The sequence below is a fragment of the Cupriavidus sp. 01L45 genome, assembly GCF_056399885.1.
Window position 1 is genome coordinate 12,013 of the sequence record NZ_JBFTSG010000024.1, and the last position, 23,093, is coordinate 35,105.

Sequence of the window (23,093 nt, forward strand, 5' to 3'; positions counted from 1 at the left end):
CATGAAGGTGGCTTCCCACATGGAGAAGATTGCGAAACTCGAAGCATTGCGCGAACGCCTCGATCCCCTACAGGACTTCGAGCTGTGGTTCTGGACCGGGATGACGGCTGGCACGCACGCCGTCAATGCAGCACTCCATCATGCCGCCGTCACGCTGGACGACGACGTGTTCCCGACGCAGCCAGGCGCCTACCTGGTGCCACAGCCGGACGGCTCGCTGCGTGCGGCATTCGGCCCGCTCGGCGATGTGCTGCACGTGGGCAGGCCGAAGATCGATGCACCGGTCCCGGAGGATGTGGCGGCGATGATGCATGAGATGGAGATCGTCGAACGCCATCGGGATCCCTGCCTGCGCGAGGGGGTGGCGCCCACGGCGGCCATTGCCGGGGAATGCGATGCAGCCCTTGCCCGTTGCCTGCGGCTGCTGGCCTGCCGGATGCAAGGAGAAAAAGATGCACGTTGAAGCCCACATCGCCATCGCGCGCCGGATCGAGCGCTCGCTGCAGAAGTGCGGCCCAGCCGACTACGAGATCAAGATCGAGGCCGCCATGCTGGCGGGCACGCACTGGTTGAACGCCGCGCTGCATCGCCTGCGTGCGAACCAGCCGGATAGCGACGTCTTTCACACTTACCTGCTGACCATCAACGAGTTCCGACGGCTCAGCATCGCGGACGGCGAGTTGATGCAGATGCTGGCCGAAATCGAGGATATCCGGCCGCCCTTTGTCCGCGGCAACCTGGCGGGCGGCGAGCGCGCCGCCGAGCGCGCCCTTGAATTGCTGGCGCTGATCCGCGCGAAGGCCCGCGCCAGCGAGTGATCAATCTACTGCAGCACCATATGAAAAGGAGACCGCAGTGAAAGCAGTACGAGTCATACCGAGCCCTACGGGCGGCAAAGTGGAAATACAGGACATCCCGGCTCCGGTTGCTGGCGCCGGCCAGGTTCTGGTCAGGGTGCGTGCCGCCGGTCTGAACCGGGGCGAAATCAACCAGGCCCGCGAATTGCGCACGGGCAACACGATCACCGCGGGCGTCGAGTTTGCGGGCGAGGTGGAAGCGGTCGGCGAAGGCGTGCACGGGTGGCGCGAGGGGGATCGGGTCATGGGCCACGGCCGTGCGTGCCAGGCCGAGTATGTGATTGCCGATCCACTGGCGCTGATGGCCGTGCCCGATGGTCTTTCCTGGATCGATGCCGCGGCGTTCCCCAATGTCTTCATCACGGCCCACGACGCCGTGGTGACCAATGGCCAGTTGCGCGCCGGCCAGGCAGTACTGATCAATGGCGCGTCCGGCGGCGTGGCCATGGCCGCGATCCAGATCGCTTCGCTGATGGGCGCCAAGCCGGTGATCGCCACATCGCGGTCGGCCGCCAAGCTCGATCGCCTGAGCCAGTTCGGTGTCGATGTGGGCATCAATTCATCGAGCGAATCCCAGGTCGACGCCGTCATGGCGGCCACCGACAATCGCGGGGTGGATCTCATAATCGACACCGTGGGCGGCCCGGTCTTCGAAGACAACATGAAGAGCCTCGCGGTCAAGGGACGGCTGGTCAATATTGCCCGCTTGGGTTCGAACACGGCCCAGATCGACCTGAGCCTGCTCTGGCTCAAGCGCCTCACGCTGGTTGGCGTGACATTCCGTACCCGCTCCGAGCAGGAACGCCTGGAATGCATCCAGGCCTGTGCGCGCGACATGCTGCCCTTCCTGGCGGCTGGGCGGATCCGCCTGCCGATCGACCGTACCTTCCCGATGACTGCCATTGGCGAAGCGCACGCCTATATGCAGCAAGACCAGCACGTCGGCAAGATCGTTCTTGTCGTCGAGTAATCCAGTCTTCAAGAATTCCCATACAGATTCGAGAAACGAACAGGAGACATCCATGAGTATCCAGATCACACCGCTCACCGGCTCGGTTGGCGCGTCGGTGGAAGGCGTCAATCTGAACGAACCGGTGAGCGATGCGGCCTTCGAAGTGCTGCATCGGGGGTTCCTTGAATACGGCGTGCTGGTCTACCGCGGCCAAAACCTTCAGCCCGCGGCGCAGATTGCCTTCGCCCGGCGCTGGGGCAAGCCCGTGCAGGGTAACCCGCTGCTGAAAGGCCTCTCGGACTTCCCGGAGCTCGCCCAGGTCACCAAGATTCCCAAGGAGACGGCATCCACCGAGGCCTGGCACTCCGACTCCATCTATACCGAGGTGCCGCCCAAGATCTCCATTCTTTCCGCGGTGGTGGTCCCGCGCGGCGGAGACACGATGTGGTGCAATCAATATCTGGCCTACGAGCGTCTTTCGCCCGCAATGCAACGCATGCTCGAAGGCCTGCGCGTGCGTTTCACGGGACTGCGGCTCGCCAGGATGACGGGATCGGATGCGGTGCCCTCGGCGGTCCACCCGCTGGTTCGCACCCATCCGGAGACACGCCGCAAGGCGCTCTATGTGGGGCATCCCGATACGGCTCACTCCATCGAGGGCATGACGCCCGCCGAAAGCCGGCCTTTGCTCGACTTTCTCTACGAACACTCGACCAGCCCCGATAACGTCTACCGCCATATGTGGCAGGAAGGCGATGTCGTGATGTGGGACAACCGGTGCACCATGCACTACGCCGTACACGACTACGGCGAGGCCGAGCGCATCCTGAACCGGGTGACGCTCGAAGGCGAAGTCCCCTGTTGACCGTTTGACCTGTTGACCTGTTGACAAGCAGCGGGCCCGGCGGCGGTGCATTCGCCGCCGGTGCCCATGCTGTCGGCGGTTTCTTTCCAGCAAGTCCGGATCGAGACCCTGTCCCCAGATGCTAGCAACGGCTTCACGCGAGCCACGCGGGTTCTCCATGATCCGCCAGGGCTCTGCGTGGGGAAGCGCTTCTTGAACTGAAGGCGCCCGGCAGTCCGGTCACGAGGCCGCGCGACGGCAAGACAAGAGCATAGGAGAATACACAATGCAGATGGGTATCCCGACAGAAGTGCGGGCAGGCGAAGCACGCGTTGCCGCCACCCCGGAGACAGTCAAGAAATATGTAGCACAGGGCCACCAGGTTATCGTGCAAGCCGGTGCGGGATTGCGCGCCAGCCAGCCCGACGCTGCCTACGAGGCGGCCGGTGCCCGCATCGGCAGCGCCGCCGACGCCTTGGGCGCGCAGTTGGTGCTCAAGGTCCGCGCCCCGACCCCGGCCGAACTGGACCGGATGAACGAAGGCGCTGTGCTGGTCGGCATGCTCAACCCTTTCGATGCGGAAAACAAAGCCCGCATGTCTGCCGCCGGCATTATCGGCTTCGCGCTCGAGGCGGCGCCGCGCACCACCCGCGCGCAGAGCATGGACGTGCTCTCCTCCCAGGCCAATATCGCAGGCTACAAGGCCGTGCTGGTCGCCGCCCACCACTACCAGCGCTTCATGCCGATGCTGATGACCGCCGCCGGCACCGTCAAGGCGGCGCGCGTGCTGGTCCTCGGCGCCGGCGTGGCCGGCCTGCAGGCCATCGCCACCGCCAAGCGGCTGGGCGCGGTGATCGAAGCATCCGACGTGCGCCCCGCCGTCAAGGAACAGATCGAATCGCTGGGTGGCAAATTCCTCGATGTGCCCTTCGTCACCGACGAAGAGCGCGAGATCGCGCAGGGCGTGGGCGGCTATGCCCGCCCCATGCCACCCGACTGGATGCGGCGCCAGGCCGAACTGGTGCACGAGCGCGCCAAGGCCGCCGACATCGTCATCACTACCGCGCTGATCCCGGGCCGCCAGGCGCCGGTGCTGCTCAAGGAGGAGACCGTGAAGGCGATGAAGCCGGGCTCGGTGGTGGTCGACCTGGCCGCGGCGCAGGGCGGCAACTGCCCGCTGACGGTGGCCGACGAAGTGGTGGAGCGCCATGGCGTCACGCTGATCGGCCACACCAACCTGGCCGGCATGGTTGCGGCGGACGCCTCCGCGCTCTACGCGCGCAACGTGCTGGACTTCCTCAAGCTGATCACCGACAAGGATGGCAAGCTTGCCATCGATATGAAAGACGACATCGTAGCGGCTTGCCTGATGACCAAGAGCCGTGAACTGGAACTGACAAGCTGAGGAGAAGTCGATGGAAATGGTGAACCACACGGTGATCAACCTGATCATCTTCGTACTGGCGATCTACGTGGGCTACCACGTGGTCTGGACGGTCACACCGGCCCTGCACACCCCGCTGATGGCGGTGACCAACGCAATCTCGGCCATCATCATCGTCGGCGCCATGCTGGCGGCCGGCCTGACCGAGGGGCCCGTGGGCCGCACCATGGGCGCGCTGGCGGTGGCGCTCGCCGCGGTCAACGTGTTCGGCGGCTTTCTGGTGACGCAGCGCATGCTGGAGATGTTCAAGAAGAAGGAACCCAAGGCCAAGCCCGCGGGCGCCCATGGCAAGGAGGCCGCGGCATGAGCAATCTCGTGAGCATGAACCTCGTCACCCTGCTCTACCTGCTGGCCTCGGTGTGTTTCATCCAGGCGCTCAAGGGCCTCTCGCATCCCAGTTCCGCACGGCGCGGCAACGCCTTCGGCATGACCGGCATGGCCATCGCGGCGGTAACCACGCTGGTGTTGATCGCCAAACTGAGGAACGACTTCATGGCGGCAAGCGCCGCCCAGTCGTCGGTCGCCGAAGGCCTGGCATTGATCTTCGGCGCGCTGGTGGTCGGCGGCGGCATCGGTGCCTACGTGGCGAAGAAGGTCGAGATGACCAAGATGCCCGAACTGGTGGCCGCCATGCATTCGCTGATCGGCCTGGCCGCCGTCTTCATCGCGGTGGCCGCGGTGGCTGAGCCAGCCGCCTTCGGCATTGCGCCCGCGGGCTCGCATGACATCCCGCTGGGCAACCGCATCGAGCTGTTCATCGGCTGCTTCGTCGGCGCCATTACCTTCTCGGGTTCGGTGATCGCCTTCGGCAAGCTGGCCGGGCGCTACAAGTTCCGGCTGTTCCAGGGCGCGCCGGTGTCCTTCGCCGGCCAACACATGCTCAACCTGCTGCTGGCGGTGGCGATGATCGGCTTCGGCGTGGCCTTCTTCCTGTCGCAGGCCTGGATGCCCTTCCTGCTGATGCTGGCGATCGCCTTCGTGCTGGGCGTGCTGATCATCATCCCGATCGGGGGCGCCGACATGCCCGTGGTGGTGTCGATGCTGAACTCATACTCGGGCTGGGCGGCCGCCGGCATTGGCTTCTCGCTCAACAACCCGATGCTGATCATCGCCGGCTCGCTGGTTGGCTCCTCCGGCGCCATCCTCTCGTACATCATGTGCCGCGCGATGAACCGCTCGTTCTTCAACGTGCTGCTCGGCGGCTTTGGCAACACCGCGGCGGCCGCCACGGCAGGCGGTGCGGAACAGCGCAATGTCAAGGCCGGCTCGGCCGACGACGCGGCCTTCCTGATGAGCAATGCCGAGACCGTGATCATCGTCCCTGGCTACGGCCTGGCGGTGGCGCGCGCGCAGCACGCGCTCAAGGAACTCACCGAAAAGCTGGTCGAGAAGGGGGTGACGGTGAAGTACGCCATCCACCCGGTGGCGGGCCGCATGCCGGGCCATATGAACGTACTGCTGGCCGAGGCCGAGGTCCCTTACGACCAGGTCTTCGAGATGGAAGACATCAACAGCGAGTTCGGCCAGGCCGACGTGGTGCTGGTGCTGGGCGCCAACGACGTGGTGAACCCGGCCGCCAAGACCGATCCCGGCTCGCCGATTGCCGGCATGCCGATCCTGGAAGCCTACAAGGCCAAGACCATCATCGTGAACAAGCGCTCGATGGCGGCTGGCTACGCGGGCCTGGATAACGAACTGTTCTACATGGACAAGACCATGATGGTGTTCGGCGACGCCAAGAAGGTGGTCGAAGACATGGGCAAGGCAGCCTGAGGCAGCATAGGCTGGCCGCCTTTGCCCGCAGGCGACGGGTGGCCGGGCAACACCGGCATCCATTCTGGCAATCAAAGGAGATTTTGCATGAAAGCGCATCCCGCCCCTAACCTGTTTGCCGACCTGGAGGGCAAGGTCGCGCTGGTGACCGGCGCATTCGGCGGCCTGGGCCGGCACTTCGCCCTGACCCTGGCGCGTGCCGGATGCCGGGTTGCACTGGCCGGACGGCGCGTCGGCGAAGGCGAGGCACTGCTTGCCGCGCTCCGCGAGGAAGGCGCTGAAGGCTGCGTGGTTTCGCTCGACGTCAGGGACCCGGCCTCGGTGGCGTCGGCCTTCGCGGCCGCGGCCAGCGCGTTGGGCACGGTCGACATCGTGGTCAACAGCGCAGGCATTGCTGTCACGCGTCCCGCCATCGAGGTGGCGGAGGACGAATGGCAAAGCGTGATCGACACCAACCTGAGCGGCGCGTGGCGGGTGGCACAGCATGCGGCGCAGATGATGCGCGATGGCGGCAAGGGCGGCAGCATCGTCAACATCGCCTCGATCCTTGGTATGCGCGTTGCCCAGCAAGTGCCCGCCTATGCCGCGGCCAAGGCTGGACTGATTCACCTGACACGGTCGCTCGCGCTGGAATGGGCGCGGTATGGTATCCGCGTCAATGCGCTGGCACCGGGGTATTTCGAAACCGACATCAACCGGAGCTTCTTCGAGACCGACAGCGGCCAGGCACTGGTCAAACGGATCCCGCAACGCCGGCTTGGACAGCCGGAGCAACTCGACGGCGCGCTGCTCCTGCTGGCATCGAACGCTTCGGATTACATCACCGGCGCCGTATTGCCGGTGGATGGCGGGCACATGGTCAGCACGCTTTAGCCCGAAGCGAACGACACAACCAATCGAAGAGACCCCGTAGTGGATCGGGGCACAGGGAGACAGACACGATGACGCATGCCAGCGCGCAACGCGAGACCGCCCCGGCGGATAAACACCCGCCGGATCTGGATTGCACCAGGCTGGCGGCCTTGCTGCACGGCCAGGGCCTGATCGAGCGGCCCTCGCTCATGGCGCAACGGCTGGCCGGCGGCCAGTCCAATCCCACCTATCGGATCTGGTGCGAAGGGCGGCAATATGTACTGCGCACCAAACCGCCCGGCAAGCTGTTGTCGTCCGCCCATGCCATTGACCGCGAATATCGCGTAATGCATGCACTGCGGGACAGCGAAGTGCCCGTCCCGCAACTGTTCCTCTACAGCGAGGATACGTCGATCCTGGGCAGCCCCTTCTACGTCATGGAGTTCCTGCAAGGCAGGGTCATGTTCGACCAGTCGCTGCCCGGCCTGTCGCGTGAGGAACGCACGGCGATCTACCGGGAAATGAACCGGGTGATAGCGGCATTGCATCGGGTGGACTATCAAAAGGCAGGTCTCGCCGACTATGGCAAAAGCGGAAACTACATCGCACGGCAAGTGAGCCGCTGGGCACGCCAGTGCCAGGACACCGGCACGGACGGCAATACCGCGCTGGAGGCCCTGGCCGACTGGCTTCCACGCCATCTTCCGCCGGAACACCAGACCAGCCTTGTCCACGGCGACTTCCGCATGGACAACCTGCTCTTTCATCCAACCGAGCCGCGCGTACTCGGTGTCCTGGATTGGGAATTATCGACGCTGGGCCACCCGGTGGCCGACCTTGCCTATCAGTGCATGGGTTGGCATATCCCGGCATCGCTCTGGCGCGGCATTGGCGGGCTGGACCTGCACGACCTGGGCATTCCGGACGAGGCCACCTACATTCGGTGGTATGGCGATGCCAACGGCATGCAGGAGATGGAACATTGGGATTTCTACCTCGCCTATAACTTCTTCAGGCTGGCCGCCATCATGAACGGCATTGCGCGGCGCGCGGAAGGTGGCAATGCGGCGGCCGCGGATGCGCTGGAAACCGGCCGCAAGGCAAGGCCGCTTGCAGAACTGGGCTGGGAATATGCGACCCGCTACGGGGCAACGCGGTCAGTCGGCGGCAAGTGCGCCTGAAGTGTCGTTTTCCCGGCGCATGAAGCGGCCTGATGGTGCCAGCCCGCTTGCAGGCCAGCGGGTAGCCGGGCGCTTCGCCCGGCCAGCCCCGGCTGGCCTCCCCCTCACGCCACCTTCGGGAAATCCACCACGGTATCGTTGACGCGATTGACCATATTGGTGAACAGGATCGCACTGACCGCCTGGATGGCCTCGATGATCTGGCGGTCGGTATAGCCGGCTTCGCGCACATTGGCGACAGCGCTGGCGGGCAACGTGCCGGCGGTCTTCACCAGGGCCAGCGCAAAGCGGACCAGGGCGTCGATCTTGCTGTCTTCCGGGTAGCTGCCGGCGCGCAGTTCGCGTGTCTGCTCCGCGCTGTAGCCCGCCATCTTGCCGGTCATGGTGTGCGCGGCGACACAGTAATCACAAGCCGAGGCTTCGCTGACAGAGAGATTGATGGCCTCCAGCTCGCGGGCGCTGAGGGTGGCGTTCTTCAGCAACGCCCCGGTTTGCAGCACGTTGGCAAGCACCTCGGGGGCATTGCTGCCGATAACCAGGTAGGCGTTGGGCACCTTGCCGACGGCGCCCTTGATCGCAGCGAACAACTGGGCGGTCTGGCCGGTGGCTTCAGTGGCGTTGATGGTGTGAAGACGGGACATGATGGACTCCGGTTAGTTTGGTCGATGGATCGCGCCGTGTTTGTTGCGCTGCTTCCATGGACTGAAGTCTAGGCGTCCATCTTGTCATTTACAGCATACAATAGTCGCAATCTCTTGCTCCATCGTCTCAACATCCCGTCATGGACGCCTTGACCGAACTGGTGCGCATGCTGGCTCCCGCCGGCACCGTGGACCTGCACTGCCACTTCGCCGGCAACTGGCGCGTGGACAACGCGGCGGCGCCGCCCGGGCACCTTCCCTATCACATCATCCTGGGCGGGCAGGCGCGCGCGCTGGTGGAGCAGGACGCGATCTCGCTTGGCGCGGGTGATGTGCTGCTGTTTCCCCATGGCACCGCGCACACGCTGCGCAGCCTGCCGGACGGCGCAGCGCCCGCCGGCGCGGACATGCCGGCCCACCGGACGCGCTTCAACGGCTTGCTGACGGAAGTGACAGTGCCGGGCGACGAGCGTCCGCTGGATATGTTGTGCGGCACTTTTGTGCTGGGCTTGCCGGGCACCATGCTGTTGCGCAACCTGCCCCCCGTGCTGCGCATCGCCACCGCCGAACGCGCCGATTGCGCCTGGCTGGATGCCTTGATCGACATGATGCGCAACGAGGCCCAGGCGCCCGAGCCCGGCGGCATGGCGGTCATCGCGCAGCTTTCCACCGCCTTGCTGACCTTGCTGCTGCGCGCCCTGATCGCCCAGGGCGGGGTCACGCACAGCCTGCTGGCGCTGATGGCCGATGCGCGCATGTCCAGGGCGATCGATGCCGTGCTGCGCGCACCCGCCGAGCCGTGGTCGGTGGCGTCGCTGGCCGAGGCATGCAATATGTCGCGGGCGACCTTTGCCCGGCGCTTTACGCAACTCAGCGGCGAGACGCCGCTGCAGCTGGTCACCACCTTGCGCATGGAAATGGCCGCCCGCCTGCTGACGCAAGACCGCGATTCCGCGGCCAGCATCGGCGAGCATTGCGGCTATGCCTCCGAGGCGGCATTCGGGCGGGCCTTCAAGGCGTATTTCGGCATGGGGCCAGGCGCGTTCCGGCGCCAGGCGCGGGAACGCCGCGCAGCCGCCGCCGTGACGGCGGACACCAGGGGCTAGGCGGCGGCGCGCTGGGCCTCGTAGACCTGCAGGTGGGCATAGGCGATGCGCGCCAGCGGCGCGTCATGTCCCAGCCGCGCGGCGCGCTGCGCCATGTCGCCGACGATGTCCAACGCCTCCAGGCGGGGCGCGCCTTGTGCGATGTCGCGCATCATCGAGGCGGCCCACGTCGAGGTCTCGTCCAGCAGCCGCGCGGCCATCGCATCGGCCACCGGCTCGGGCAAGGCATGCCCGGACAAGCGCGCCACCGCCGCGCACTCGTCCATGGCCTGGCGCATCAGCGCCCGTCCGTCGGCCGTCCTGACGATCTCGCCGACGGTGCCGCGCATCAGGCACGTCATCAGCGCACCGGCCGAGATCATCACCCACTTGTTCCACAGCGCCTGGTCGATCGCCGGCGACAGTTCGCGCATGCCAGGCGTGCTCGCGGCGAGTGCATGAAATGCGCCGGCCAGGGCTTGCGCCGGTTCGGCACGGGCGCCCACGACGAGTCTGTCGACCGCCCCCTGGTGCACCACCGCGCCGGAAGCGTCCAGCGTGGTCGCGATGTAAGAGACACCGCCGAGCACCCTTTCCCGGCCGTAGCGCGCATCCAGCGTCTCATACGCGCGCAGGCCATTGACCAGCGGCAGGATCGCCGCGCCCTTGCCGTGGGTGCCGTCCAGCGCCGGGTCCAGCGCTTGCATCGCGCTGGCCAGGTCGTAGGTCTTGCAGGCCAGCAGGACGAGGTCGTAGTCCGCCCTGACCGCGCCGGAGAGCACGGTCTTTACGGCAGTATGGATATCGCCAAGCTCGCTGCGCACGACCAGGCCGTCCCTGGCCAGCACCTCGGCGCGCCGTGGCCGCACCAGGAACGTGACATCGGCGCCCGCCTGCATCAGCCGTCCGCCGTAGTAACCGCCCATGGCGCCAGCGCCCAGGACCAGAATCTTCATGACGTTCCCCGCTTCGATGGATGGGATAAATAAAAAAAAAGCCTATGAGGCGCCGCTCCCGGCAAGCTCGTCGCCTGCCTCCGCCGCGTCCTCGCCGCCCGACAAGAAGCCGGCAGCGGATTCGAGCCGCCGGCGCATGCCGTCTCCGGCGGCGGGACCGGGCACCAGCGCGTGCCGCGCGAAACTCAGGCGCTCCCCCGTGCCGGCGTCCACCAGCACCGGTTCGACGACCTTGCCGGTTTCCTTGTCGAGCAACTCCACGCTGGGGCCTTCCGGCGCGAAGTGCTTATTGCCCCAGGCCAGCATGGCCAGCAGCACGGGCAGGAAGTCGCGCCCGCACTGGGTCAGGACATACTCATAGCGCGGCGGCTTCTCGGAGTACTGGCGGCGCTCCAGCAAACCCTCCTCCACCAGCGCGGTCAGGCGGCGCGTGAGCATGTTGGGCGCGATATCCAGGTTCTTCTGGAAGTCGTCGAAACGCCGTGCGCCATAGAACGCCTCGCGCATCAGCAGCATGCTCCACCACTCGCCAACCCGTTCCAGGCCACGGGCGATGGGGCATTGCATGTTCCTGAAGGTCTTTCTTTGCATGGTCGAGGGCTCCAATCCGGCATCTTGATACTTTCAACATGATAGCTGGATTGAAATGTCCCGATGCCGGAAAACCCGCCCTGCCAGTGCTGCTTAATCCAGGATTTCGAGCGCCAGCGCGATGCCCTGCCCACCCCCGATGCACAGCGTCACGATGCCCCGGCGTATGCCGTCCATGCGCATCGAATAGAGCAGGCGCGTGGTCAGCACCGCGCCGGTCGCGCCGATCGGGTGGCCATGCGCGATGGCGCCGCCGTCCACGTTGATGATGTCGAGCGGCAGCCCGAGTTCGCCCGCGACCGCCAGCGGCACCGCCGCGAAGGCCTCATTGATCTCGATCCGCTCGATATCGCCCAGCGTCCATTGCGCGCGCTGCAGCGCCTGACGCACGGCGGGCACGGGGCCAAGGCCGAACAGACCCGGCTCGACCGCGCCGACGCCGTAGGCCACCAGCCGCGCCATCGGTGCCAGGCCCTGGCTCTCGGCCAGGGCGCGTTCGGCGACGAGCATGGCAGCCGCGCCGCTATTGAGCCCCGGCGCATTGCCCGCGGTGATGGTGCCATCCTTGCGGAACGCGGGGCGAAGCTTGCTGAGAATCTCGAATGTGGTGTCCGGCCGGTTTGCCTCGTCCACGCCGAACATCGCCGTCCCGCCCTTCGCCTTCACCGGAACGCCAACGATCTGCTCCACGAAACGGCCTTGTTCCTGCGCGTGGGCAAAGCGGCTCTGCGAGCGCTCCGCCCAGCGGTCCTGTTCATCGCGGCCAATCTTGTTGCGGGTCACCAGATCCTCGGTATGCCAGCCCGAGTGCTCGCCCGAGAAGGCATCCACCAGCCCGTCGCGCAGCATGCTGTCCTGCAGCACCGCGTCGCCCATGCGGCTGCCCCAGCGGCCGGCGGGCATCAGGTAGGGGGCCTGGTCCATGTTCTCCATGCCGCCGGCAACCGCTGCATCGACATGGCCAAGCCAGATTTCATCGGCGGCGCTGGCGATGGCCTGCGCGCCGGACCCGCACACGCGGTTGACGGTCATCGCGGGCAACGACACCGGCAGGCCCGCGCCGATGGCGGCCTGCCGCGCCGGGTTCATCCGGTTGCCCGCCTGGATCACATTGCCGAACACCACGCTGCCGATCCGTTCCGGGTCCAGCCCGGAGCGGCGGACCGTCTCGCGGATGACGGCCGCCCCCAGTTCGGTCGCCGGCGTGGCCTTGAGCGAACCGTTATAGGCGCCTATGGCGGTGCGAACGGGGTGGCATAACACGACTTCCCTGGCTTTCATCACAGACTCCCTGGCTTGGTGGACGAGGATGGCCACGCGGTCGCGGACCATTCCGCTTGGGCTTCGCCGGCGGGAACACCGCGCGGCGCCTTGCAGTAGCGGTTATCGGCACGGGCGCATCCCACGCCGCTGTCGCGCGGGCGCTCCGTAGCCGCATGGACGGGCTGGGCCGCCATGCCGGCAAACAGTGCGGCGCTGGCTAAGGCGCTGGCCAGCGCGTTGGCTAAAATGGCTTTCATCATGCATCTCCCGATTGAAGGTCTCAATGCGCGTCGGCCGACGGCGCTTTCGGCGCCGCCACCTTGCGCATCAGCGGCACCATCGCGGTGGTGATCACAAAGCAGACCATGATGACCAGGAAGGCATCGCCAAAGGTCTGCGTCTGCGCCTCGCGCCACGCCAGCGCCCACAGTTGCCTGAGCGCCGCGCTCTGCGCGTCGACAATGTCGTTGCCCCACGCGGCCATATTGCTGCCGACGGCCTGCAGCAGCGCGCCCATCGCCTCGTTGCGGTAGTTCAGGTGCTCGGCGATGCGCTGGAAATGCAGGTTGGTGCGGTCGTTCAGGATCGTCGCGCAACCAGCGATGCCGATCGCGCCGCCCAGGTTGCGCATCAGGTTGAACAGGCCGGACGCCAGCTTGAGCCGCTCCGGCGACAGCGCCCCGAGCGTGAGCGTGACCGCCGGCGCCACCGCGAACTGCTGCGCCATGCCGCGAAACGCCTGCGGCAGCAGCAATTCCTGCGCGCCCCAGTCATGCGTGATGGGCGCGAACTGCCACATCGAGAACGCAAAGCAGCCCAGCCCGAACATCATCAGCCAGCGCAGGTCCACACGGTTGGCGAAGAAAGCGTACACGGGGATCGACATGACCTGGAACACGCCGGTGGAAAACACCGCCAACCCGATCTGCAACGCGCTGAAGCCGCGCACGCGGCCAAGGAACAGCGGCGTGAGATAGATGGTGGCGAAAATGCCCACGCCGGCCATGAAGGAAAAGAAGCAGCCCAGCGCGAAGTTGCGGTCCTTGAGCGCGCGCAAATCCACCACCGGCTGCGCATAGGTCAGGCTGCGCCAGACAAAGCCCACGCCCGCGATGCCCGAGATCCAAGCCGTGGCGCGAATCACGTCGTCGCCGAACCAGTCCCAGCGCGGGCCTTCCTCCAGCGTGTATTGCAGGCAGCCGAGGAACAGCGCCATCAAGGTCATGCCGAGGTAGTCGGCGCCGCGTATCAGGGACCAGTTGGGCCGGTCCACGCGCACCAGCATGGGCACGGCTACGGTGACGAAGATACCGGGAACCAGGTTGATGAAGAACAGCCAGTGCCAGGAGTAGTGGTCGGTGATCCAGCCCCCCACGGTGGGTCCGAGCGTAGGCGCCAGCGAAGCCAGGGCCCCGATGGTGGCGGCGGCAATGACGCGCTGCTTGCCGCCGAAGAACGCAAAGGCGGTGGTGAACACCAGCGGGATCATCGAGCCGCCCAGGAAGCCCTGCATGGCGCGAAAGGCGATCATGCTCTGGATGTTCCAGGCAATGCCGCACAGCAGGCTGGTCAGCGTGAACCCGGCCGCCGACGCGGCAAACAGCCAGCGCGTGGACATTACCCGAGACAGCCAGCCCGACAACGGGATGACGATGATCTCGGCGATCAGGTAGCTGGTCTGCACCCACACGGTTTCATCGGTGCCCGCCGAGAGCCCGCCGCCGATATCGCGCAGCGAGGCCGAGACAATCTGGATATCCAGCAAGGCGATAAACATGCCCACGCACATGGTGGCAAAGGCGAACACCTTGGCGCCCGTGGTCATGGAGGCCGCGGAAAATGCCGGGGGTGAAGGCTTGGTCTCGGCCGGCTGCGCGCCCTGCCCGGGCGCGGCGAGGACACCGGTGCTCATGGCTGCACCTGCGCATCCGCGCGGGAATCGACTTCGGCGACCACGGACAGGCCGGGCCGGAGCATGGCCAGCGTGGCCTCGTTCTCCTCCAGCATGATGCGCACCGGCACGCGCTGGACAATCTTGGTGAAGTTGCCGGTGGCGTTCTCCGGCGGCAGCACGCTGAACTGCGCGCCGGTGGCCGGCGCCAGGCTGGTCACGCGGCCGTGGAAAACACGCCCCGGCAGCACATCGGCCTCCACGGTGGCGCGCATGCCCGGCCGCAGATGCGCAAGCTGCCCTTCCTTGAAGTTGGCATCGACCCACAGGCCGCGCGCCGGCACGATCGAAAGCAATTGCGTGCCGCCGGCGGCGTAGGCGCCCACGCGGGCGCGGCGGTTGCCGACAGTGCCGTCGATGGGCGCTCGCAACTCCGTGTAGCCAAGGTTCAGTTTGGCGATATCGCGCTCCGCGGTGGCCTGCGCGAGCGCCGCCTGGGCCTGCAGCTTCTGCGTGGCGATCACGTCGACCTGGCGCTGCGCGGCGAGCAGGCTGGCCTGCGCCTTCTGCGTGTTGGCCAGCGACTGCTTGTAATCGGAGTCTGCCTTTTGCGAGCTCTGGATCGATACGGCCGACTTGGCCGCCAGGCTCTGGTAACGCGCCTGGTCATCGCGGGCTCGCGCGGTGTCGGCATCCACCGCCGTCACCGCCGCCCGGGCCTGGCTGATCACGGCCTCCTGCAGGGACCGGGTGGCGTCGAGATTGGCCAGCAGCGCCTGCTGGGCGGCCACCGCGCCTTCCGCCTTGGCCAGCGCGGCGCGGTAGTCGCGATCGTCGATGCGGGCCAGCAAGTCGCCTGCGCGTACCTGCTGGTTGTCGGTCACCGTGACTTCGGCCAGGTAGCCCGGCACCTTCGGCGCGATCACCGTCACCTCCCCGCCCACATAGGCATCGTCGGTGCTTTGCAGGAAACGGCCGTGCGACCACCAGTGCTGGCCGTAAGCCGCGGCGCCCAGGCCGGCGGCGACGAGCGCGCCGGTCATCAGCAGGCGCCTGGGGCTGAGCCGGGGTTTAGAGACGGGAACGGGCTCCGAGCCAGCACGCTCGGCGGCGATGTCGCTTGTCATGACGCTTCCTCTTGCTTTCGTATTGACGCTTTCAGATGTGGCCCGCTGCGTGCGGGACGTTCGGGGTGGCGGCCGCGCGCGCGGCTGCCGATTTGTGAAGCTTGGCGCGCAAGCGCTCGCTGGCGGCCGGTCCGGGCACGACCATGTGATCCGCTTCGGTGATGGGATGCCCGGTCGCCGCATCCACCAGGACCGGCGTGACGGTGGCGCCGGTATGCCGGTCCACCAGTTGCACGCTCTCGCCCTCGGGCGAGAAGTGGCGGTTGCCCCAGGCCAGCAGCACCAGCATCACCGGCCGGAATTCGCGGCCCCGCGCGGTCAGCAGGTATTCGAAGCGCGGCGGCCGCTCGCAATACTGGCGCCGCTCCAGCAGGTCCTCGCGCACCAGCGTCTCCAGGCGGCGGGCCAGCATATTGGGCGCGATGCCCAGTTGCTTCTGGAAGTCGTCGAAGCGGCTCGCGCCATAGAACGCCTCCCGCAGGATCAGGATGCTCCACGGCTCGCCCACCCGCGCCAGGCTGCGGGCGATGGGACAAGGCGCATTGTCGAGCGGCTTTTTCTGCATGTTCGCGACCTCCGGAAATCAGGTTGCTATCAAGATGAAAGTTAGTATAGAGTTGTGGATATCATCATGCAAGTAACTTGTTAAACAAAGTCTTTGCGGCGGCGGACACGCCGCTTCCGGAATAACCGAAGGAGATGGAAATGAGTCGTACCCCGCCCCGCACCGAAACCGCCCCGGCGCATCCGCGCATCCGCACGCTTGCGACCCGGGCCACGGCGCTCGCAGCGGCAACGCTGGCAGCGGTGGGCCTGGCTGCCTGCGCGGCGGTAGGCCCGGATTACCGGGTGCCCGCCACCGACACGGCGGCAAGCTACCCGCATGCCGATACGCTGGCCGCGCGCGAGGCGCAACGGCCCGCCCCCGCGCTGGATAGCTGGTGGACGGGCTTCGACGATCCCGCGCTGACGCGCATCGTCCAGCGCGCGCTGGACCAGAACCTGGACTTGGCCGCCGCGTTGGCCCGCGTGCAGCAGGCGCGCGCCGTTGCCGCCGAAGCAGGCGCGCAGTTGCTGCCGCAGGGCAGCCTGTCGGCGCAGGCAGTCAAGGAACGGCAATCGCTGGAAAGCCCGCTGGGCAAGATCGGCAGCCAGTTCCCGGGCTATAACCGGAATTTCGCGCTCTACGATGTGGGCGCCGGCGCAAGCTGGGAGATCGATTTGTTCGGCGGCCTGCGGCGTGGCGCGGAAGCGGCCGACGCCGAAGCGCAGGCCGCGCAGGCCGACCAGTTCGGGGTGCGCATCTCGGTCGCGGCCGAAGCCGCCGATGCCTATTTCCGGGTACGCGGCGCGCAGCAGCGCATCGCCATTGCGCAGGACCAGGTTGCGACCAACGCCAGGCTGTTGGAGCTGGTGCGCCTGCGCTTGCGCGACGGCCTGTCGTCCAGCCGCGAAGTGGCGCAGGCGGAAGCGCTGGTGGCTCAGGCGCGCGTAACCATCCCGCCGCTGCGCATCGAGCTGCAAACCCAGTTGAACCGGCTCGATGTGCTGATGGGCGCCCAGCCCGGCACCTACGCCGCGGAGCTTGGCCCGCTGCAGGAGGGCGTGGCGGTGCCTGCCATCTCCGTGGCCCAGGGGCCCGCCGACCTCCTGCGCCGCCGCCCGGACGTGATCGCCGCGGAACGCAGGCTGGCGGCCAGCAGCGCCCGCATCGGGGCGGCCACCGCCGAGTACTATCCCAAGCTGTCGTTGTCGGCCCTGCTCGGCTTCGAGAGCCTGAGCGCCGGCAAGCTGTTTTCCGCTGCAGCGTTCCAGCCGCTGGCGGCGGCTGGTTTGCGCTGGCGCCTGTTCGATTTCGGCCGCGTCGATGCCGAGGTGGCGCAGGCCAAGGGCGCCAATGCCGAAGCGCTGGTCAACTACCGCAAGGCCATGTTGCGCGCCACGGAAGACGTGGAGAACGCCATCGTCACCCTCACCGAACTGGAGTCGCAAGGCAAGGAACTGTCCACCGAGATCGACGCCCACGTGCGGGCGCGTGGCGCCTCCGAAGACGCCTACAAGGGTGGTGCCGTCAGCCTGTTCGAGGTGCTGGACGAGGAGCGCCAGTTGCTGGCCGCGCGCGACCAGCAGGCCCGCGTGCATGCCGACAACGCGCGCGCTGCGGTGGCCACGTTCCGCGCCCTTGGCGGCGGCTGGTGACATGCGTGGCTGGTGGTGGCGCCCCTGGCGCCGCGCCACCACAGACATCCACGCACCATTCCCGTGCCGCCGCACTCCCCCGGCACAAAGGCGCGCACAACTGGTGCGTACGCCTGGCCGTTGACCGGCCCATTGCGTACAAAACATGCGCACCACGCTTGTATATCAGGCTGGCATACCTCTTGCCTCATAGCCTGCCATGACCTTCTCCATCCCATCCTTTACCGATGCCTCCGGCCCCATGCGCGGCAGCACATCCGCCGGGATCGCCGAGCGCATCACGCAATCGGTCCTGGCCCAGCGGCTGGCCCCCGGCACCCGGCTGGGCGAGCAGGCGCTGGCGGGACTGTTCGGCGTTAGCCGGACCCTGGTGCGCGAAGCGCTGACGCGGCTGGCGGCACGCGGCATCGTCACGGTGTCGGCCCGGCGCGGCTGGTTCGTGATCGAGCCGTCCCGGCAGGAGGCCAGCCAGGCGTTTGCCGCGCGGCGCGCGATCGAACTGGGCTTGCTGCGCTATGCGGCGCCGGTCTCGGCGGCTGCCATTGACCGGCTGCAAGCGCATGTGACGCAGGAACAGCGCGCGCTGCGCGGCGACGACACCGCCCTGCGCAGCTACCTGCTGGGCGACTTCCATGTGTGCCTGGGCGAGTGCGTGGGCAATGTGCTGCTGGCCGACACGCTGCGCGACCTGACCGCGCGCACCACGCTGATCGCCATGCGCTACCAGTCCAGCCACCAGGCCAGCGAATCCTGCGCCGAGCATGTGCGGATCGTGGCGGCGCTGGCCCGGGGCGACACCGAACGCGCCATTGCACTGATGGATGCGCATCTCGGCCACGTGGAGGCTGGCCTCAGCGCCGCCACGCCGGAAGTCCCGCCCGATCCGCTTCGCCAGGCGCTGCGCCCGCTGGGGCCGCGCGCCTGAAGCATCGACTCTCAATTCGTACCCCGCCAACCTCATCACCTAATCGCCTCAACGGCAAGCTTGCAAGGACCCTTTATGAAACTCTCGAAACTCCTCCTCGGCCTCGGTGCCGCCGCCCTCGCCTTCTCGATGCAGACCGCCGGCGCCGAAGCGCTCGATGACGTGATCAAGGCCGGCGTGCTCAAGGTCGCGGTACCGCAGGACTTCCCGCCCTTCGGCTCGGTCAACGCCGAGATGAAGCCGCAAGGGCTGGACATCGACGTGGCGGCGCTGATCGCCAAAAGGATGGGGGTGAAGCTGGAACTCGTGCCCGTGACCAGCACCAACCGCGTGCCCTACCTGCAGACGAAGAAGGTGGACCTGGTGATCTCCAGCATGGGCAAGAACCCCGAGCGCGAGAAGGCCATCGACTTCAGCGAAGCCTATGCGCCGTTCTATAACGGCGTGTTCGGCCCGGCCGACCAGAAAGTGACCGCCGCCGCCGACCTGGCCGGCAAGACCGTCGGCGTGACGCGCGGGGCGGTCGAGGACCTAGAGTTGAGCAAAATCGCCCCGCCCACCGCCACCATCAAGCGCTACGAAGACAACAACGGCACCATCAGCGCCTTCCTGTCCGGCCAGGTGCAACTGGTGGCGACGGGCAACGTGGTCGCGGCCGCCATCCTCGCCAAGAACCCGCCCAAGAAGCCGGAGCCCAAGTTCCTGATCAAGAACTCGCCTTGCTTCATCGGCCTGAACAAGGGCGAACCCAAGCTGCAGGCCAAGGTCAACGCGATCCTGGCGGACGTGAAGAAGGACGGGGAACTCAATGCGCTGACGGTGAAGTGGCTGGGCATGCCGCTGCCGGCCACGCTTTGATACGGATGCCCTGAAACGGAAAGCCGCGCCGGACGGACGACCGCTCCGGCACGGTGTACTGCGCCAGCCTCGCGCGCATGAGCGCACCCGCGGCGCGCCCCCAACGAACGCATTCGCATGTCCTATCAATTCGATTTCCTTTCAGCCTTCGACTATGCCGGCGTGTTCGCGCACGGCGTCGCCGTCACGGCTGAACTCACCGTCGTGGGCGGCGTGCTGGGGGTAGCCCTTGGCATTGCCTGTGCCTGGGCGCGCACCCAGGGCCCGGCCTGGCTGGCGGCCATCGCCGGAGGCTATGTGGAGCTGATCCGCAATACGCCTTTCCTGGTCCAGCTGTTCTTTATCTTCTTCGGCCTGCCGAGCGCGGGCGTGCAACTGGGCGAAATGCAGGCCGCCATCCTGGCCATGGTGATCAACCTCGGCGCCTACAGCGCGGAGATTGTCCGCGCGGGCATCGCGGCCGTGCCGCGCGGCCAGTTGGAGGCAGGCGCGAGCCTGGCGATGGCGCCCTTCCAGGTGTTCCGCCACGTGGTGCTGCGCCCGGCCCTGAAGAAGATCTGGCCTGCGCTATCCAGCCAGGTGGTGATCGTCATGCTGGGCTCGGCGGTGTGCTCGCAGATCGCCGCCGAGGACCTGACCTTTGCCGCCAACTTTGTCCAGGGGCGGAATTTCCGGGCCTTCGAGGTCTACCTGCTGACCACCGCCATCTACCTGCTGCTCGCCATCGGCCTGCGCCAGATACTGCGCGGCGTCGGCGGCATGCTGTTCCGGAGGGCGTCATGACCGAATTCTCAAGCTGGGACATCCTGCGCAACCTGCTGCTGGYGGCCCGCTGGACCGTGGTGCTGTCGCTGGTGGCCTTCGCCGGCGGCGCCGTGACCGGGCTGCTGGTACTGATGATGCGCATCAGCCGCCGCGCGCCGCTGCGCCGCGCGGCCTGGGGCTTTATCGAGGTCTTCCAGGGCACGCCGCTGCTGATGCAGCTGTTCCTTGCCTTTTTCGGGCTGGCGCTGTTCGGCGTGGAAATCCCGGCCTGGCTGGCCGCCGGGCTGGCGCTGTCGCTCTGGTCGGGCGCTTACCTGGCGGAGATCTGGCGCGGCTGCGTGGAGGCCATCCCCAAGGGCCAGTGGGAAGCCGCCGGCTGCCTCTCGCTGGGGCATCTGCAGCAGATGCGCTACGTGATCCTGCCGCAGGCGCTGCGCATCGCCGTCGCGCCCACGGTGGGCTTCGTGGTGCAGATCATCAAGGGCACGGCGCTGGCATCCATCATCGGTTTTGTCGAACTGTCCAAGGCCGGCACGGTGATCACCAACGCCACCTTCAGCCCCTTTACCGTCTATGCGCTGGTCGCGCTGATCTACTTCGCGCTGTGCTGGCCGCTATCCCGCTACAGCCGTTATCTGGAAAGGAAGCTCAATGTCGCTCATCGCCATTGAAAACGTAAAGAAGCGCTTTGGCGCCAACGAAGTGCTCAAAGGCATCGACCTGAAGGTGGAGCCGGGCGAGGTGATCGCCATCATCGGCAAGAGCGGTTCGGGCAAGAGCACGCTGCTGCGCTGCATCAACGGCCTGGAGAGCATTGACGAAGGCAATATCACCGTGGCCGGCGCCAAGCTGGGCAGCAGCGAGCTTGAGCTGCGCGCGCTGCGGCGCAAGGTGGGCATGATCTTCCAGCAGTTCAACCTGTTCCCGCATCTGAGCGCGGGACGCAACGTGATGCTGGCGCCGACCGTGGCGGGCGGCGTCAGCGAGTCCGAGGCGCTGGCCCGCGCGCGCGAGTGTCTGGCCAAGGTGGCGCTGGGGGAAAAGTTCGATAGCTATCCGGACCAGCTTTCCGGCGGGCAGCAGCAGCGCGTGGCGATCGCGCGGGCACTGGCCATGCAGCCGCGCGCGCTGCTGTGCGATGAGATTACCTCGGCGCTGGACCCGGAACTGGTGATGGAGGTGTTGAACGTGGTACGTCAACTGGCGAGCGAAGGCATGACGCTGTTGATGGTGACGCATGAAATGCGGTTTGCGCGGGAGGTGTGCAACCGCGTGGTGTTCATGCACCAGGGGCGCGTGCATGAAATCGGGCCACCGGAAGAGATCTTCGCCAATCCGGCCACGCCCGAGCTGCAGCAATTCCTGGGCATGGCGGCCTGACATCCGCCAGCCAGGAACCGCGCCGGCAGGCTGCCTGCGCGGTTTCCATCCTGGCGGTGGATCTTCGGCGGGAATTGCCGCGCGCCATCCGGCTCTCAGGCAAACGCGATGCGAGAGGATGGCAGCACCGTGCCGACCGATTGGGCAAAGCGCCCGACGATGCGATCGATATCCGCTTCCGTGCAGATGAACGGCGGCGCAAACAGCACGTGGTCGCCGTGCACGCCATCGACCGTGCCGCCCATCGGATAGATAAGAAGGCCGTTCTGCATCGCGGCCGACTTGAGCTTCGCGTGGACCTTCAGCGCCGGGTCCAGGGTCGCCTTGGATGCGCGGTCCTCCACGAACTCGACGCCAACGAACAAACCGCGCCCCCGGATGTCGCCAACGTTCGGATGATCGCCCAGCACTTCACGCAGCCTGGCGCGCAGTTGCTCGCCGCGTGCCAGCACATTGGCAAGCAGCCCCTCCTCGGCAATCGTGCGTTGCACGGCCAGCGCCGCGGCACAAGCCGTGGCGTGCCCGATGTAGGTGTGGCCATGCTGGAAGAACCCGCTGCCGCCCACGATGGCATCATAGATGCGGCTGGTCGCGAGCATGGCGCCGATCGGCTGGTAGCCCGCGCCCAGGCCCTTGGCAATGGTCACGATGTCCGGCACGACACCGTCTTCCTCGCAGGCAAAAAGATAACCGGTCCGTCCCATGCCGGACATGACCTCGTCGAGGATCAGCAATACGCCGTACTTGTCGCATACGGCACGGATGCGCTTGAGATAGTCGGCAACCGGCGCAACCGCGCCGGCGGTAGCGCCAACCACGGTCTCGGCCACGAACGCCGCCACGCTTTCCGGGCCAAGCTCCAGGACCTTGGTCTCGAGTTCGTCGGCGAGGCGCTGCGCGTACTGCGCGTCGGTCTCGCCGGCCGCCTGATCGCGGTAGGCATAGCAGGGCGACACATGATGCGCCGGCACCAGCAGCGGCAGGAAAGGCTCGCGCCGCCAGGCATTGCCGCCAATGGCCAGCGCCCCGAGCGTATTGCCGTGGTAGCTCTGGCGGCGGGCGATGAAATGCCGGCGTTCGGTCTGCCCGATTTCCACGAAGTATTGGCGAGCCAGCTTCAGCGCGGCCTCGACGGCCTCGGAACCGCCCGACACGAAGTAAACGTGGTCAAGGTCGCCTGGCGCGGCCTGTACCAGGGTATCGGCCAGCGTTTCGGACACCTCGGTGGTGAAGAACGAGGTGTGCGCGTAGGCGATCGTGTCGACCTGCGCCTTGATCGCCTCGATCACGCGGGGATGGCCATGACCAAGGCAAGATACTGCCGCTCCGCCCGAAGCATCGATGTAATGCTTGCCGTTGCTGTCGATGAGTTCGATGCCCTTGCCCCCGACGGCTACGGCGAGGGACTGGCGAGGATTGCGGTGGAATACGTTGGTCATGATGTGTGCTCACTTTACTGCGACTCGATGCCGGCCTGCGCAACGGCGGCCCGCTTCGCGGCGAACTTTA

25 protein-coding genes are annotated in these 23,093 nt (G+C 66.7%); 16 read left to right on the forward strand and 9 right to left on the reverse strand.

Features of this window, described 5'->3' with window-relative positions:
* The first annotated feature begins 1 nt into the window (after position 1).
* The 9 genes from AC1DT6_RS17745 to AC1DT6_RS17785 all read left to right on the forward strand — a co-directional run bounded on the left by AC1DT6_RS17745 (position 2) and on the right by AC1DT6_RS17785 (position 7,903).
* Complete coding sequence (locus AC1DT6_RS17745) at positions 2 to 463, forward strand: hypothetical protein (protein ID WP_035867129.1); 462 nt, start codon at positions 2 to 4, stop codon at positions 461 to 463.
* Positions 453 to 818 (forward strand): hypothetical protein, encoded by a 366-nt coding sequence (locus tag AC1DT6_RS17750; RefSeq protein WP_441626597.1) that lies wholly within the window; start codon positions 453 to 455, stop codon positions 816 to 818. Before AC1DT6_RS17745 ends, AC1DT6_RS17750 begins: the two co-directional genes overlap by 11 nt.
* Before the next feature lie 37 nt (positions 819 to 855).
* Positions 856 to 1,827, forward strand: a complete 972-nt coding sequence (locus tag AC1DT6_RS17755; protein ID WP_441626599.1) for a zinc-binding dehydrogenase — start codon at positions 856 to 858, stop codon at positions 1,825 to 1,827.
* 52 nt (positions 1,828 to 1,879) lie between these two features.
* Positions 1,880 to 2,674, forward strand: a complete 795-nt coding sequence (locus AC1DT6_RS17760; RefSeq protein ID WP_441626601.1) for a TauD/TfdA dioxygenase family protein — start codon at positions 1,880 to 1,882, stop codon at positions 2,672 to 2,674.
* A gap of 265 nt (positions 2,675 to 2,939) precedes the next feature.
* Entirely contained in the window at positions 2,940 to 4,058 is a 1,119-nt protein-coding gene (locus AC1DT6_RS17765) for a Re/Si-specific NAD(P)(+) transhydrogenase subunit alpha (RefSeq protein ID WP_441626603.1), read from the forward strand.
* 10 nt (positions 4,059 to 4,068) lie between these two features.
* Entirely contained in the window at positions 4,069 to 4,404 is a 336-nt protein-coding gene (locus tag AC1DT6_RS17770) for an NAD(P) transhydrogenase subunit alpha part 2 (protein WP_045237502.1), read from the forward strand.
* On the forward strand, positions 4,401 to 5,870 hold the full coding sequence (locus AC1DT6_RS17775) for an NAD(P)(+) transhydrogenase (Re/Si-specific) subunit beta (protein WP_441626605.1): 1,470 nt from the start codon (positions 4,401 to 4,403) through the stop codon (positions 5,868 to 5,870). Before AC1DT6_RS17770 ends, AC1DT6_RS17775 begins: the two co-directional genes overlap by 4 nt.
* Positions 5,871 to 5,957: 87 nt before the next feature.
* Complete coding sequence (locus tag AC1DT6_RS17780) at positions 5,958 to 6,743, forward strand: SDR family NAD(P)-dependent oxidoreductase (RefSeq protein ID WP_441626607.1); 786 nt, start codon at positions 5,958 to 5,960, stop codon at positions 6,741 to 6,743.
* 68 nt (positions 6,744 to 6,811) lie between these two features.
* Positions 6,812 to 7,903, forward strand: coding sequence for a phosphotransferase family protein (locus AC1DT6_RS17785; RefSeq protein ID WP_441626609.1), 1,092 nt, complete (start codon positions 6,812 to 6,814; stop codon positions 7,901 to 7,903).
* A gap of 104 nt (positions 7,904 to 8,007) precedes the next feature.
* Here the strand turns inward: AC1DT6_RS17785 and AC1DT6_RS17790 are convergent, their stop codons facing one another.
* The gene (locus tag AC1DT6_RS17790; RefSeq protein ID WP_441626611.1) at positions 8,008 to 8,544 is read right to left on the reverse strand and encodes a carboxymuconolactone decarboxylase family protein; all 537 of its coding nucleotides are present in this window, start codon (positions 8,542 to 8,544) and stop codon (positions 8,008 to 8,010) included.
* Between the two features lie 140 nt (positions 8,545 to 8,684).
* Here AC1DT6_RS17790 and AC1DT6_RS17795 point away from each other — a divergent pair, with 140 nt between their 5' ends.
* The gene (locus AC1DT6_RS17795; RefSeq protein ID WP_441626613.1) at positions 8,685 to 9,650 is read left to right on the forward strand and encodes an AraC family transcriptional regulator; all 966 of its coding nucleotides are present in this window, start codon (positions 8,685 to 8,687) and stop codon (positions 9,648 to 9,650) included.
* Here the strand turns inward: AC1DT6_RS17795 and AC1DT6_RS17800 are convergent.
* From AC1DT6_RS17800 to AC1DT6_RS17830, 7 genes are all read right to left on the reverse strand, one after another.
* The gene (locus tag AC1DT6_RS17800; protein ID WP_441626615.1) at positions 9,647 to 10,585 is read right to left on the reverse strand and encodes a 2-dehydropantoate 2-reductase; all 939 of its coding nucleotides are present in this window, start codon (positions 10,583 to 10,585) and stop codon (positions 9,647 to 9,649) included. The two genes, AC1DT6_RS17795 and AC1DT6_RS17800, sit on opposite strands and share 4 nt — an antisense overlap.
* Positions 10,586 to 10,627: 42 nt before the next feature.
* Positions 10,628 to 11,176, reverse strand: coding sequence for a winged helix-turn-helix transcriptional regulator (locus AC1DT6_RS17805; RefSeq protein WP_441626617.1), 549 nt, complete (start codon positions 11,174 to 11,176; stop codon positions 10,628 to 10,630).
* 93 nt (positions 11,177 to 11,269) lie between these two features.
* Complete coding sequence (locus AC1DT6_RS17810; protein ID WP_441626619.1) at positions 11,270 to 12,457, reverse strand: thiolase family protein; 1,188 nt, start codon at positions 12,455 to 12,457, stop codon at positions 11,270 to 11,272.
* Positions 12,457 to 12,699 carry a hypothetical protein gene (locus AC1DT6_RS17815; protein WP_441626621.1) on the reverse strand — a complete coding sequence of 81 codons (243 nt, stop codon included), beginning with the start codon at positions 12,697 to 12,699 and terminating at the stop codon, positions 12,457 to 12,459. Before AC1DT6_RS17815 ends, AC1DT6_RS17810 begins: the two co-directional genes overlap by 1 nt.
* A gap of 20 nt (positions 12,700 to 12,719) precedes the next feature.
* Positions 12,720 to 14,351 (reverse strand): DHA2 family efflux MFS transporter permease subunit, encoded by a 1,632-nt coding sequence (locus AC1DT6_RS17820; RefSeq protein ID WP_441626623.1) that lies wholly within the window; start codon positions 14,349 to 14,351, stop codon positions 12,720 to 12,722.
* Entirely contained in the window at positions 14,348 to 15,457 is a 1,110-nt protein-coding gene (locus AC1DT6_RS17825; protein WP_441626625.1) for an HlyD family secretion protein, read from the reverse strand. The genes AC1DT6_RS17820 and AC1DT6_RS17825 overlap by 4 nt, the downstream gene beginning before the upstream one ends.
* A 31-nt stretch (positions 15,458 to 15,488) precedes the next feature.
* The gene (locus AC1DT6_RS17830) at positions 15,489 to 16,022 is read right to left on the reverse strand and encodes a winged helix-turn-helix transcriptional regulator (RefSeq protein ID WP_441626627.1); all 534 of its coding nucleotides are present in this window, start codon (positions 16,020 to 16,022) and stop codon (positions 15,489 to 15,491) included.
* Between the two features lie 140 nt (positions 16,023 to 16,162).
* On the opposite strand from AC1DT6_RS17830, the gene AC1DT6_RS17835 reads away from it, so the two are divergent.
* From AC1DT6_RS17835 to AC1DT6_RS17860, 6 genes are all read left to right on the forward strand, one after another.
* On the forward strand, positions 16,163 to 17,656 hold the full coding sequence (locus AC1DT6_RS17835) for an efflux transporter outer membrane subunit (protein WP_441626629.1): 1,494 nt from the start codon (positions 16,163 to 16,165) through the stop codon (positions 17,654 to 17,656).
* 199 nt (positions 17,657 to 17,855) lie between these two features.
* Entirely contained in the window at positions 17,856 to 18,581 is a 726-nt protein-coding gene (locus AC1DT6_RS17840; RefSeq protein ID WP_441626631.1) for a GntR family transcriptional regulator, read from the forward strand.
* Positions 18,582 to 18,656: 75 nt separating this feature from the next.
* Positions 18,657 to 19,439, forward strand: coding sequence for a transporter substrate-binding domain-containing protein (locus tag AC1DT6_RS17845; protein WP_441626633.1), 783 nt, complete (start codon positions 18,657 to 18,659; stop codon positions 19,437 to 19,439).
* A gap of 117 nt (positions 19,440 to 19,556) precedes the next feature.
* The gene (locus tag AC1DT6_RS17850; protein ID WP_441626635.1) at positions 19,557 to 20,222 is read left to right on the forward strand and encodes an amino acid ABC transporter permease; all 666 of its coding nucleotides are present in this window, start codon (positions 19,557 to 19,559) and stop codon (positions 20,220 to 20,222) included.
* Positions 20,219 to 20,875 carry an amino acid ABC transporter permease gene (locus AC1DT6_RS17855; protein WP_477114794.1) on the forward strand — a complete coding sequence of 219 codons (657 nt, stop codon included), beginning with the start codon at positions 20,219 to 20,221 and terminating at the stop codon, positions 20,873 to 20,875. Before AC1DT6_RS17850 ends, AC1DT6_RS17855 begins: the two co-directional genes overlap by 4 nt.
* Positions 20,856 to 21,584, forward strand: a complete 729-nt coding sequence (locus AC1DT6_RS17860; protein ID WP_045237526.1) for an amino acid ABC transporter ATP-binding protein — start codon at positions 20,856 to 20,858, stop codon at positions 21,582 to 21,584. Before AC1DT6_RS17855 ends, AC1DT6_RS17860 begins: the two co-directional genes overlap by 20 nt.
* Positions 21,585 to 21,679: 95 nt before the next feature.
* On the opposite strand, the gene AC1DT6_RS17865 is transcribed toward AC1DT6_RS17860, so the two are convergent.
* Positions 21,680 to 23,023, reverse strand: coding sequence for an aspartate aminotransferase family protein (locus AC1DT6_RS17865; RefSeq protein ID WP_441626639.1), 1,344 nt, complete (start codon positions 23,021 to 23,023; stop codon positions 21,680 to 21,682).
* Positions 23,024 to 23,093: the final 70 nt, after the last annotated feature.